Below are 11,822 nucleotides of genomic sequence, written 5' to 3' on the forward strand. Positions count from 1 at the left end.
GAACAGCGCGCGACCCCCGCTGCCCATGGCCTCGGACATCGCCGTGTACGTGGCGTCCTCACCGAGGTCGCCGTCCACGTAGCGCAGCAGGCCGAGCAGCTTGACCGCTGCGGGGGACGCGGGGTCCATGCCGTTGAGGGTGAGCGAGGCCTCGGCGTAGGCGCGGAACTGCTCCAGGCCCCAGCCGGCCTTGGCCACGCCCACCACCGGGACGTCCAGGACTCCGCGTTCGACCAGCCCGACCAGCGCCGGGAAGGTCTCCAGCTTGGCCAGGTCGCCGGTTGCGCCGAAGATCACCAGCGCGTCCGTCTGTCGTGTCGTCATCTCGGGCTCTCCTGTGTGCGATCGCCGGATGCGTGCTGTGTGCGCCGGCTGCCTGCGCCGCGGCTCACCGCAGCCGGTCGGCCAGGTGGTCGCCGACGCGCAGGGCGTTGGCGATGGCCGTCAGCGACGGGTTCACCGCGCCGATGCTCGGGAAGAAGCTGGTGTCCACGACGTAGAGGTTGTCCAGGTCGTGGGCCTTGCAGTTGACGTCGAGGGCGGAGGAGGCGGGGTCGGTGCCGAACCGGACGGTGCCGGCCTGGTGGGCGGTGGCGCCGATCGGCATGCCCTTGTGCAGGTAGAGGCTGTGCGGCAGCAGATGGTGCTCGTGCAGGCCCAGCTTTCCGAGCATGCCCTGGAGCTTGTGGCGCAGCCGCTTCAGTCCGCTGATGTTGTTCTTCTCGTCGAGGGTCAGGTGGACGTTGCCGTCGGCGTCCAGGGTCACCCGGTTGTCCGGGTTCGGCAGGTCCTCGCCGCACAGCCAGAAGTCGACCGCGTGGTGGGCGAGCACCTCGAACGGCATGTCGGGCGACACCGCTCCGGCCCAGCGCGGAGCCTCGCCGTGGATCTGGTCGGCATCGGACTTGCCGAGCATCTGGATCCCGCCGAGGGGGAAGTCCCAGTCGTCCGCGCCCAGGTACCAGTCGTGCAGGGCCAGGGTCTTCTGGAAGGCGGTCGGGTTGGGCTCCTTCGACACCGCCATCAGGGCCAGGTTGTTGTGCCGCAGGTAGTGCCGGCCGACCACGCCGGAGCTGTTGGCCAGCCCCTCCGGGTGCCGGTCGCTCGCCGAGCGGAGCAGCAGCAGCGCCGAGTTGACCGCACCGCAGGCGATCACCACGACGTCCGCGGCGAATTCGGCCGTGCCGCCGTCACCGAGTTCGGTGACCACGGCCGTGACCGTCCGCCCGGTCGGGTCGGTCGTGAGCCGGCGCACGTTCGCGTGGGTGATCATCGTGACGTTGTCGTGCTTCAGCGCCGGGTCGACGCAGATCACCTCGGCGTCGGACTTGGCGCCGAGCAGGCAGGGGAACCCGTCCACCCGGTCGCAGCGGATGCAGGCGCTGCCGTGGACGGCCCGGCCGTGCTCGTCCTGCGTGAGGTTCACCCCGATCGGCAGGTGGAACGGGTGCAGGCCGTGCTTCTCCAGGTCGTCGCTGAGCTGCTGGATGCGCGGTTCGTGCTCGACCGGCGGGAACGGGTACGGGCCGCTCGCCGGGCCCTCGGTCGGGTCCTCGCCGTGCCGGCCGTGCACCAGGTAGAGCTGTTCCGCCCGGGTGTAGTACGGCTCCATGTCCTGGTAGTCGATCGGCCAGGCCGGCGAGATGCCGTCGTGATGGCGGAGTTCGCCGAAGTCCTCGGGGCGCAGCCGGAACAGCGCGGCGCCGTAGAACTTGGTGTTGCCGCCGACGTAGTAGTTGACCTCGGGCGGGAAGGCGTTGCCGTCCTTGTCGTACCAGTACTCGGGGGCGCGGTACTTGCCCTTGACGAACACCGCGGTGGAGTCCCAGTTGTCGCGCTCGCGGGGCAGGTAGTCGCCGCGTTCGAGCAGCAGGATGCGCTTGCCGGTCGGCGCCAGCCGGTGCGCCAGTGTGCCGCCGCCGGCGCCGGTGCCGATGATGATGACGTCGTAGTGCTGGTCGCCGACCACGGCGGAATCCGATCTGGAGTCGTTGCCTGCCCTGGCAGTGCCCGGCTCGTCCGGCCTTCGGGCACTCGGCTCGGGGTGGCGTCCTCGCGGCACGGCCACCGACGCGCAGGACAAGTCCTGTCACTTGCAAGCTATAACGGCTCAGGCCGGGCGGCACCTCAGCGGGCGGGAGGCTGCTGTCCGAGCGGCTCGCAGCACAGCGGCCGTGGTCGCGCCCGTGCTGGCGCAGGCGTCCACGACGGTCTGTTCCCTAGGCTGGTCATGAGGTCGCCGGACTCCGTTGCGGCACGGTTGCCGGGCGCGGCGCACCTCCGCCATCGCTCGGGGCACCCGAGAGGAGTCAGGTCCGATGAGCGCCGCGAAGCCGTCCGCCGGTCCCCGGCTGCTGCTGCCGTTCACCCCGGCGGAGCTGGGCGGGCTGCCGGAGGGCTGGTCCGCGGCCGTGTGGGACGGCACGGGCGAGGAACCGGCCGGCCCCCGGCTCGCGGCCGTCGAGTTCTTCGTCATCCCGTACACCTTCACCCGCACGGCCCTGGACCTGCTGCCGCGGCTTCCCGGCCTGAGGGTGCTGCAGTCGCTCAGCATCGGTGTGGACGATCTGCTGCCGCATGTGCCGCCCGGAGTCACGCTCTGCAACGCCACGGGAGTGCACGAGGCGAGCACCGCCGAGCACGCGGTGACCCTGCTCCTCGCGGCGCTGCGCCGGATCCCCGATCTCGTGCGGGCACAGCAGGCGCAGCAGTGGGTGACCGGATTCCGGCCCGCTCTGGCCGACCGCACCGTGCTCCTGCTCGGCTACGGCGCGATCGGTGCGGCCGTCGAAGCGCGGATCGCGCCGTTCGAATGCCGGGTGCTCCGGGTGGCGCGCACGGAGCGGCAGTCACCGCGGGGGCCCGTGCAGCCCCTGGGGCGCCTGCCCCTCCTGCTGCCGCAGGCCGATGCGGTGGTGCTGACCCTGCCGCTCACCGCGGAGACCCGGGGCCTGGTCGACGCCGCGGTCCTCGCCCGGCTGAAGGACGGCGCGCTGGTGGTGAACGTCGGCCGGGGCGCAGTGGTGGACACCGACGCGCTCCTGGCGGAGCTGCGAAGCGGGCGGCTGGCCGCGGCGCTCGATGTCACCGACCCCGAGCCGCTACCGCCCGGACATCCGCTGTGGACGGCGCCGAACACCCTGATCAGTCCCCACGTCGCGGCCACCACCTCGGCCTTCCGGCCCCGTGCCCTGGCCCTGGTCCGGGCACAGGTGTCGCGGTACGCGGCGGGCGATCCGCCGGCCAACGTGATCGTGACGGGTGCGGGCTGACGGCCTCTCCGTTGCTCCGATCGGCCGCCGCCCGCCGGGGCTAACCCCGGCGGCGCCGCCCCGCCGGCGGCGCGGGTGCGTGGTTGACTGATGCCCAAGCGCCCTGCGATGGGAACCACATGAGTCAACTCGACCTGGCCAGGCTGCAGTTCGCCATGACCTCGGTCTACCACTTCCTGTTCGTTCCGGTCACCATCGGCCTGGGATTCCTGACCGCCCTGCTGCAGACCGGCTGGCACCGGACCGGCAGGGCCGAACTCCTGCAACTCACAAGGTTCTTCGGTGTCCTGCTGGTGATCAACATCGCCGTGGGCGTGGTGACCGGCCTGGTGCAGGAGTTCCAGTTCGGGATGGACTGGTCGGAGTACTCGCGCACGGTGGGCGACGTCTTCGGCGCACCGCTGGCGATGGAGGGCCTGGCCGCCTTCTTCCTGGAGTCGACCTTCCTCGGGCTGTGGCTGTTCGGCTGGGACCGCCTGCCGCCGCGCGTGCACCTGGCGACGATCTGGGCGGTGGCCCTGGGCGGCGTCCTGTCCGCGGCGTTCATCATGGCGGCCAACTCCTGGATGCAGCACCCGGTCGGCTACACGATCGATCCGTCCACCGGACGGCCCCAACTCAACGACGTCTGGGCGCTGTTCACCAACCCGGTGTTCCTGCGCGGGTACCTGCACGTGATCCTCGCCTCGGTGGTCACCGGAGCGTGCGTGATGCTGGCGGTGTCGGCCTGGCAACTGCGCAAGGGCTCGTCCCCGCTCGCCTTCCACGCCACTGCCAGGCTGGCCCTGGTGGTGCTGGTCCCGGTGATCCTGGTCGCGATGCTGGTCGGAAGCGAACTCGGCGTCACCGAGGGCAAGTACCAGCCGATGAAGATCGCCGGGGCCGAGGCCCAGTGGGACACCTGCCAGCCCTGCTCCTTCTCGCTGTTCCAGATCGGCGGCGGGAAGAACGACATGACGCCGACCCGGATCATCGAGGTCCCGCATCTGCTGTCCCTGCTGGCCACCAACCACTGGAACGGCCAGGTGCTGGGGCTCAACGCCGTCCAGGCCCAGTACGAGCAGCAGTACGGGCCCGGCAACTACGTCCCGAACATCTTCATCCAGTACTGGTCGATGCGGGTGATGGCCTACCTCGCCGTCGTGGTGTTGCTGGTCGGGCTCTGGGGCCTGTGGCTGCTGTGGCGCAAGCGGCTCAGCGGCTCGCAGTGGTTCCAGCGGGTGGCGGTCTGGACCGCGGTGCTGCCGTTCCTGATGAACACCGCCGGCTGGCTGCTCACCGAGAACGGCCGTCAGCCGTGGATCGTCCAGGGCATCCAGCTCACCCGCAACGGTGTCTCCCCGTCGGTGAGCACCGGCGAGGTCGCCACCAGCATCCTGGTGTTCTTCCTGCTCTACGCGGTGCTCGCGGTGGTCGAGGTCGTACTGATCACCCGGTACGCCCGCAAGGAACTGTCCCCGCCACCGGCCGAGGACGCCCCGGTCCCGGCCCTGAGCTACTGAGGCCCCCGATGGCGCTCGCCACGTTCTGGTTCATCGTCACCGCCGTCCTGTGGACCGGCTTCTTCGTACTGGAGGGCTTCGACCTCGGCGTCGGCATGCTGCACACCGTCGTCGGCCGCGACGAGGCCGGCCGGCGGGCGGCGATCAACACCATCGGCCCGCTCTGGGACGGCAACGAGGTGTGGTTGATCGTCGCCGCCGCGGCGATGTTCGCCGCGTTCCCCGACTGGTACGCCACCATGTTCTCGGGGCTCTACCTCGCGTTGATCCTGCTGCTGGTCGGGCTCATCGTGCGAGGCGTCTCGTTCGAGTTCCGCGGCAAGGCCGGTGGTGTGCGCTGGCGCCGCACCTGGGACGCCCTGCTCACCTGTGGCAGCGTGCTGGTGCCGCTGCTGATCGGAATCGCGCTCGGCGACCTGCTGCACGGCCTGCCGATCGACCAGAACCGGGAGTTCACCGGCTCCTTCGGAGACCTCTTCTCCGGGTACTCGGTGTTCGCCGGAGTCACCCTCGTACTGCTCTGCCTGCTGCACGGCGCGACGTTCATCGCCCTCAAGACGACCGGCACGGTGCAGGGCCGGGCCAAGCTGCTGGCCCGCCGGATCGCACCGCTGACCGTCCTCGCCGTGCTGGCCTTCCTCCCGTGGACCCACTCCACCGCGGGCAAGGGCGTGCTCCCGGACATCCTCGACCTCGTCGCCATGCTCGCGGTCCTCGCCGCCGCCTGGCTCGTCACCGGCCACCACGACGGCTGGGCGTTCGTGGCCACGGCCGTCACGATCGCGACCACCATCCTGTCGCTGTTCGTCGACCTCTACCCCAGGCTGATGGTGTCCAGCACCAACCCCGCCTTCGACCTGACCGTGCAGAACAGCGCCTCCGGCAACTACGCGCTGAAGGTGATGAGCGTCGTCGCGATCGTCTTCCTGCCGCTGGTGCTCGTCTACCAGGGCTGGACCTACCACGTCTTCCGGCTGCGCATCTCCGCCGAGGACTTCGGCCCGTCCCGCACCTCGGAGTGACGGGTCACAGCACCGCGATCGGATTCACCGGCGAGCCGGTGGCCCGTGGCAGCCGCAGCGGAGCCACCACGCACAGGAACGACCAGCGCCCCTCCTGCTCGCACACCGGCGCCAGATCCTCGAACTGCAGGTAGTCCAGCAGGTGCACCCCCATCGCGTGCACCGCGAGCACGTGGACGGGGAAGTCCACGCCCTCGGTGGCGCTCGGTGCGGCGTCGTTGTTGCCGTCGCCGCCGAGCACCGCGACGCGGCGCTCGGCCAGGAACTCCATCGCCCCGGGGTGCAGCCCTGCCCGGGCCGTCGCGGACTCCCAGGGGCCGAGCTCCGTCCGCCGGCGCCGGTGCCCCACCCGGACGAACAGCAGATCCCCCTCTCCCACCCGCACGCCCTGGGCGGCCTCGGCCTCGGCCAGCTCCGCGGCACTCACCTGCTCGCCCGGCTCCAGCCAGGACACGCCGCGGAGCCGGGGAATGTCCAGCAGCACGCCCCGGCCGACGATGCCGTCCCGGGCCAGCGCGACGGACAGGGCCTCGGCGCCCTGCGGCGTCACGCTGGACGCGTCCGTGCCCCCGTACAGGGTGCCGTCGTAGATCACGTGGCAGAGCGCGTCGAGATGGCTGTCCGCGTCGCCGTGGACGTTCATGTCGAAGTGGTCCCGGGCGAACTGCAGGCCGCCCGGTTCGATGGCGCCGGCGACCGCTCCGGTCATGCGGTGGCCGGCGGGCTCCGGATTGTCCGGTCCGGTGTGCGTCTCCACCGGCGCCGCCAGACTCACCCGGAGCCCCGACCGGACCTCGCGCGCCGCGGCGACCACCCGTTGCGGTGTCATCGTGTCCAGCGCGCCGCGGCCGCCCATCCCGCCCGTGGCGGTGCGACGCACCCGCTCGTACAGCTCCCGGAACTCGGCTGCGCCGAGCCGCAACGCCTCCGGCCGGTCGGCCATCTCACCGGCCCCCCGTCGTGCCGAGGGCACCGGCCCCGGAGCGTGCGGGCAGAGCCGACGCGAGGGGCCCGTACCGGGCGGTCGCGCAGCCGGAGTCGTCCGGCGGGTAGCGGTCCATCGTCAGATCTCCGTGTGGTCCGGGAGGCCCCCGGCGAACGCTATCCGCCTCCCGGCCCCCTCGCACCCGACCCGCTGCACGCCTCCCGGCGGATCCCCTCGCCCGAACGCCGCGGCCGCACCGGTGTCGCGCCCCGGCCGCACTCCGGTCGCAGTCCGGTCGCCGTCCGGTCGCACCCCGCCGCGGGCGACGGGACACCAACGGCTCACCAGTCGTTGCGGCGTCCCATCCGGCTGCTTCTGATGGAGGCATGGAGTCACAACCCCTGCCCTCGAACAGCAACGTCCCGCCGATGGAGCGCTCGCGCTGGGTGGCGTACGCCGGGATCCTGCTGATGCTGAGCGGACTGTGCAACATCATCGACGGCTTCGTCGCGGTGCTGGACCACGGCTACTACGAGACGACCGCGAACCACGGCAACCGGCTGCTCATCTTCAACTACACCGCCTGGGGCTGGATGTTCGTCGTCCTGGGCATCGCCCAGATCCTGGCCAGCCTCGGCGTGTTCCTCGGCGTCCGGGCGGCGCGGATCACCGGCATCGTGCTCGCGTCACTCGCCGTGATCGGCCAGATGATCTTCCTCTCCACGTTCCCGTTCTGGTCACTGTTCATCATGGCCCTGTCCCTTCTCGTGATCTTCGGCCTGGCCGTCGAACCCCGCCACGTCCAGGGCATGCGGGTCTGACGCGGGTCACCGGGCCGGCGGCGCGCCCGGTTCAGCCCCGGCCCGTACGGACCGCGCCCGCGCTCGCCGTGACCACCAGCGCGATCGCGGCGCACTGCGGCAACGACATCCCCTGGTCCAGCACCAGGTAGCCGGCCAGCGCCGCAAGGGCCGGCGACAGGCTGGTCAGCACTGCGAAGGTGGCCGCCGGCAGCCGCCGCAGGGCGAGCAGCTCCAAGGTGTAGGGCACGCCCGAGCTCAGCACCGCGATCACCAGGCCCAGGCCGAGCACCCCCGGTTCGAGCAACCTCGCTCCGGACTCCGCCAACCCGAACGGCAGGCTGACCAGCGCGGCGACCGCCATCGCGATCGCGAGGCCGTCCAGCCTCGGGAAGCGGGCGCCCGCCCGGGCGTTGAGCACGATGTACGCCGCCATCATCGCGCCGGCACCCAGCGCGAAGAAATGCCGACTCCGCCACGGTTATGCTCCTGAGGCATGACCATCGAGCTGCGCCGCCTGCGCGCCTTCCTCACCATCGCCGAGGAAGGCAACGTCACCCGCGCCGCCGCCCGTCTCCACCTCGGCCAGCCCGCGCTCTCCCGCACCCTGCGCCGGCTTGAGGACCACCTCGGCACCCGCCTCTTCGACCGTTCCACCCACCACCTCGAACTGACCGCCGAGGGCCACACCTTCCGGGACAAGGCCCGCGCCGCCGTCGCCGCCGTCGAGACGGCCCTCGACCCCGGGGGCCTGCGGGGCTGGCCGCTGCGCCTGGGCCACACCTGGGCGGCGCTCGGCGTCCACACCGTCCCGCTGCTGCGCCGCTGGGACGAGACGCACCCCGGCACTCCGCTGGAACTGCTCCGCGTCGACGACCGCACGGCCGGACTCACCCAGGGCCGGGTCGACGCGGCGCTGCTGCGCGGCACCGTCACCTCGGCCGGGCTCCGCACGGAGCTGCTGCTGACGGAGGAACGGGTGGTGGTCATGCCGGCGGACAGCCCGCTGGCCGCCCTGCCCGCGCTCACCCTGGCGGACCTCTCCGCCCATCCGGTCGCCCTCAACACCGTCTCCGGCACCACCACGGCGGACCTGTGGCCGCCGACGGCCCGGCCCGTCGCCACCATCGAGGTCGCCAACACGGACGAGTGGCTCATCGCCATCGCCGCCGGCCGCGCCGTGGGGGTCTCCACCTCGGCCACCCCCGGCAACCACACCCACCCCTCGCTGGTCTACCGCCCGCTCGCGGACGCACCGGCCGTCCCCGTCGTCCTCGCGTGGCGCGAGGGCCCGGGACACCCGGCCGTCCCGGACCTGCTGGCCCTCGCCCACCAGGTCCTCGCCGACGTGCGGACCTGAACCGAGGTCCCTGCGGCGGGTGCGGCGGACGGTCCGACGCGGGCCTACGGCTCCGGAACGAGCGGGGCGGGTGCCGGGATCGGCGGGCCGGCGGGCGCGGGGCCCAGTGTCGTGGTGCCCGGGGCCGCGCGGTGGCCGAGGCCGGTCCGGTAGACGTCCAGGGCCTGTTCGACGCGGCCGGTGCGGCGCAGCAGGTCGCCGAGGAGGCGGCAGAGGTCGGCGAGGTCGCCCGCCGCTCCGGCCCGTTCGAGCAGGGCGAGGGCGGTGACGTAGTGCTCCTCCGCGGTCTCCGGCTCGTCGCGGTCCTCGGCGATGAGTCCGAGCAGGCGGTGCGCCCCGGCGGCGTGGACGGCGCCGCGGTCCGGGCCGATCCGGTCGAGGAGGCTGCGGAGCAGCTCCCCGGCCTGTTCGTGCCGTCCGCGACGGCGCAGGACGTCGGCGAGTTCGACGTCCACCTGGTGGGTGAAGAGCTCCGCGTGCCGGGCGGCGAGCATGGCGCGAGCGGTGCGCAGTTCGTGTTCCGCCCCGGCGAGGTCGCCGGCCTGGGCGTGGACGTAGCCACGCATCCAGTGGCACTTGGCGAGGTCGGAGGTGAGGCGCAGTCGCTGGTAGAGCTCCTGGGCCTTGGCGAGGGAGGCGTCGGCCTCGGCGGCCCGGCCGTCGGCGATCAGGGTGCGGGCCACGTTGCGGTGCAGCCCGGCGACCAGCGCGGGGTCGGTGGCGCCGGGGGCCAGGGCGAGGGCCAGTTCCGCGGCTTGGGCGGCCCGGCCGTGGGCGCCCATGTCCGTGTACGGCCCGATGGCGGCCGAGTACAGCAGGAGCAGCGCGTCGGGGTCGTGCAGGCCGCTGCGGTTGAGCTGGTCGATGGCCGTCTCCAGCAGGTAGCACGCGTAGCGCAGTTCGCCTGCGAGCAGGTGGGCGACGGCCCGGCCGCGGATGGCGGCGGCGCGGCGGGGCAGGGGTTCGCCGGCCAGGAGGCGCTCCGCCTCCTCGAAGTGCGACCGGGCGTCGTCGAGGTGCCCGGCCTCCAGTGCGCAGTCGCCGAGGCCGAGCAGCGCGGCCGGCCGGAGGGAGGCGATGTCGTGCCGGGCGGCACGGTCCAGGACGGCGGCGAACCGCCGGGCCGCCTCGTTGGTGTCGCCGTCCGCCAGCGTGCTCTGGGCCTCCGTCAGTGCGAGCTTCAGTTCGGGCAGCAGGTGGGCTGGCCGGCCGGTTGCGAGCTCGTCGAAGGTGACGCCGAGGCGCTCGGCGAGGTGCCGAAGGGCCGCCTCGGAGGGCTGGACCCGGCCGGACTCGACGGTGGAGACGTAGGCCGCGGTGTAGGCCGGCTCTGCGAGCGCACGCTGGGTCAGCCCCCTTTCGCGGCGCAGCCGTTGGACACGCGGCCCGACTCCGTCCGGTTCGCTCCCCGTGGTCATGGCCGCCCCCTTCGGTGGATGTCCGCTGATCCCGCCCGCCCCATTGTCGTGGACGCGGCGGTGTCCTAGATTAAATCATCGATTAAGTCTGATTAGCCGTCGACTTACGTCCCTCGTCCGCGCTTTACGCCCCCACCATTACGCCCCCACCACCCCGGAGGTCCCCCGTGCGTCCCGGCAGACTCACCGCCACCGCCCTCGCCAGTGTCATGAGCCTGGCAGCCCTCTGCTCCTGGACCGTCCCCGCGACCGCCCTCACGACCGCGTCGGCACCGGCGCGCCCGGGCGCCGGCCACCAGGTGGAGGTGTTCGCCGAGGACGGCAGCATCAGCCGCGCCCAGGTGCCGGCCGCCTCCCCGTACACCGCCCCGCAGTCGCTGGCCGGGCCCGCCGAGGGCGACGGCACCGTCACCCCGGTCGTCCACGGCGGGGACACCGCCGGCAAGCTGGACGTCGTGGTGATCGGCGACGGCTACACCGCCGCCGAACAGCAGAAGTTCCTCGCCGACGCCGCCGAGAAGTGGCGGGAGATCACCGCCGTCGAGCCCTACGCGACCTACCGCGCGCTCTTCAACGTCTGGGCCGTGCAGGCGGTCTCCGCCGAGTCGGGCGTCTCCGGCGACCCGGACCGCTCCACCGTCCGGCAGACCGCCCTCGGCTCCTACTTCTGGTGCGACGGCGTCGAGCGGCTGCTCTGCGTCGACACCGACGCCGTCGACCGCTACGCCGCCAAGGCCCCGCAGGCGGACCTCGTCCTCGTCGTCGCCAACAGTGCCAAGTACGGCGGCGCCGGCTACAACGACGTCGTCTCCCCGCTCGGCTACTCCGGCATCGCCACGGTCGCCGGCGGGAACGAACGCTCGGGACAGGTCGCCGTCCACGAGACCGGCCACTCCCTGGGGAAGCTGGCCGACGAGTACTCCTACGACGGCCAGGGCACCTACCAGGGCGAGGAACCCGCCGAGTCCAACATCACCACGCTGACCGCCGACGGGCTGCGCCGCGACCGCGCGAAGTGGTACCGGTGGCTCGGCCGGACCTCGCCCGACGGCGGTACGGTCGGCGCGTACGAGGGCGGCGGCTACTACCCCGCCGGCCTCTACCGGCCCACCGAGAACTCGATCATGCGGTCGCTCGGCCGCGAGTTCAACCTGCCCGGCCGCGAAGCCATGATCGCCGGCTTCTACCGCTACGCCACCACCCTCACCAGCCCGACCCCCACCACCACCCTCCTCACCCCGGCCGACCGGCTCACCGTCGACCTCCCCGCCCCCGGCACCCGCCTGCGCTGGTACCTCGACGGCCGCGAGATCACGTCCCTGCGCGACCACGCGGCGATCGCCGTCTCCGACCTCCACCTCACCGGCCCGAAGCGCCTGCGCCACCGCCTCACCGCCGTCGCCACCGACCCGACCACCGCCGTGGCCGACCCGGAACTGCGGCGCTCGCTCACCGACGCGCTCTCCTGGGACGACACCCGCCGACGCCCCACCACCGGCCGGACGCGGCAGGCCGGACGCACG

The 11,822-nt window shown here is 72.5% G+C and carries 9 protein-coding genes and 2 pseudogenes; 6 read left to right on the forward strand and 5 right to left on the reverse strand.

The features are described from left to right. Together ACFC1F_RS40075 and ACFC1F_RS40080 are read right to left on the reverse strand one after the other, a co-directional pair. A pseudogene (locus tag ACFC1F_RS40075) lies at positions 1-324 on the reverse strand (glucose-6-phosphate dehydrogenase); the annotation flags it as partial. A 64-nt stretch (positions 325-388) separates the two neighbouring features. After that, positions 389-1,969, reverse strand: a complete 1,581-nt coding sequence (locus tag ACFC1F_RS40080) for a GMC oxidoreductase (protein ID WP_376166303.1) — start codon at positions 1,967-1,969, stop codon at positions 389-391. Between the two features lie 349 nt (positions 1,970-2,318). Here ACFC1F_RS40080 and ACFC1F_RS40085 point away from each other — a divergent pair, with 349 nt between their 5' ends. The 3 genes from ACFC1F_RS40085 to cydB all read left to right on the forward strand — a co-directional run bounded on the left by ACFC1F_RS40085 (position 2,319) and on the right by cydB (position 5,796). Beyond that, positions 2,319-3,272: a 2-hydroxyacid dehydrogenase gene (locus tag ACFC1F_RS40085; RefSeq protein ID WP_376166305.1), complete on the forward strand. Its 954-nt coding sequence runs from the start codon at positions 2,319-2,321 to the stop codon at positions 3,270-3,272. 119 nt (positions 3,273-3,391) lie between these two features. After that, positions 3,392-4,774 (forward strand): cytochrome ubiquinol oxidase subunit I, encoded by a 1,383-nt coding sequence (locus tag ACFC1F_RS40090; protein ID WP_376166306.1) that lies wholly within the window; start codon positions 3,392-3,394, stop codon positions 4,772-4,774. Between the two features lie 8 nt (positions 4,775-4,782). After that, positions 4,783-5,796, forward strand: coding sequence for a cytochrome d ubiquinol oxidase subunit II (gene cydB, locus ACFC1F_RS40095; RefSeq protein WP_376166308.1), 1,014 nt, complete (start codon positions 4,783-4,785; stop codon positions 5,794-5,796). Positions 5,797-5,800: 4 nt separating this feature from the next. On the opposite strand, the gene ACFC1F_RS40100 is transcribed toward cydB, so the two are convergent. Next, complete coding sequence (locus ACFC1F_RS40100; RefSeq protein ID WP_376166310.1) at positions 5,801-6,739, reverse strand: cyclase family protein; 939 nt, start codon at positions 6,737-6,739, stop codon at positions 5,801-5,803. A gap of 368 nt (positions 6,740-7,107) precedes the next feature. On the opposite strand from ACFC1F_RS40100, the gene ACFC1F_RS40105 reads away from it, so the two are divergent. Continuing rightward, positions 7,108-7,542 carry a hypothetical protein gene (locus ACFC1F_RS40105; RefSeq protein ID WP_376166312.1) on the forward strand — a complete coding sequence of 145 codons (435 nt, stop codon included), beginning with the start codon at positions 7,108-7,110 and terminating at the stop codon, positions 7,540-7,542. Between the two features lie 31 nt (positions 7,543-7,573). Here the strand turns inward: ACFC1F_RS40105 and ACFC1F_RS40110 are convergent. Further along, positions 7,574-7,981 (reverse strand): annotated as a pseudogene (locus ACFC1F_RS40110) (DMT family transporter); the annotation flags it as partial. Between the two features lie 36 nt (positions 7,982-8,017). Between ACFC1F_RS40110 and ACFC1F_RS40115 the strand changes: the two are divergent. Beyond that, positions 8,018-8,881: a LysR family transcriptional regulator gene (locus ACFC1F_RS40115; protein ID WP_376166314.1), complete on the forward strand. Its 864-nt coding sequence runs from the start codon at positions 8,018-8,020 to the stop codon at positions 8,879-8,881. Between the two features lie 44 nt (positions 8,882-8,925). On the opposite strand, the gene ACFC1F_RS40120 is transcribed toward ACFC1F_RS40115, so the two are convergent. Beyond that, positions 8,926-10,299 carry a tetratricopeptide repeat protein gene (locus ACFC1F_RS40120; RefSeq protein ID WP_376166316.1) on the reverse strand — a complete coding sequence of 458 codons (1,374 nt, stop codon included), beginning with the start codon at positions 10,297-10,299 and terminating at the stop codon, positions 8,926-8,928. Positions 10,300-10,466: 167 nt separating this feature from the next. Between ACFC1F_RS40120 and ACFC1F_RS40125 the strand changes: the two genes are divergently transcribed. Next, on the forward strand, positions 10,467-11,822 hold a 1,356-nt coding region (locus ACFC1F_RS40125), incomplete at its 3' end, for a M64 family metallopeptidase (RefSeq protein WP_376166318.1).

Source organism: Kitasatospora sp. NPDC056181 (genome assembly GCF_042266225.1).
In the GTDB taxonomy this organism is placed as follows: Bacteria; Actinomycetota; Actinomycetes; order Streptomycetales; family Streptomycetaceae; genus Kitasatospora.

What these genes read in the sequence shown, in the direction of transcription:
- ACFC1F_RS40105 (WP_376166312.1), top strand. Translation starts at nt 7,108, where the DNA reads ATGGAGTCACAACCCCTGCCCTCGAACAGCAACGTCCCGCCGATGGAG.
- ACFC1F_RS40085 (WP_376166305.1), top strand. Translation starts at nt 2,319, where the DNA reads ATGAGCGCCGCGAAGCCGTCCGCCGGTCCCCGGCTGCTGCTGCCGTTC.
- cydB (WP_376166308.1), top strand. Translation starts at nt 4,783, where the DNA reads ATGGCGCTCGCCACGTTCTGGTTCATCGTCACCGCCGTCCTGTGGACC.
- ACFC1F_RS40100 (WP_376166310.1), bottom strand. Translation starts at nt 6,739, where the DNA reads ATGGCCGACCGGCCGGAGGCGTTGCGGCTCGGCGCAGCCGAGTTCCGG.
- ACFC1F_RS40120 (WP_376166316.1), bottom strand. Translation starts at nt 10,299, where the DNA reads ATGACCACGGGGAGCGAACCGGACGGAGTCGGGCCGCGTGTCCAACGG.
- ACFC1F_RS40115 (WP_376166314.1), top strand. Translation starts at nt 8,018, where the DNA reads ATGACCATCGAGCTGCGCCGCCTGCGCGCCTTCCTCACCATCGCCGAG.
- ACFC1F_RS40090 (WP_376166306.1), top strand. Translation starts at nt 3,392, where the DNA reads ATGAGTCAACTCGACCTGGCCAGGCTGCAGTTCGCCATGACCTCGGTC.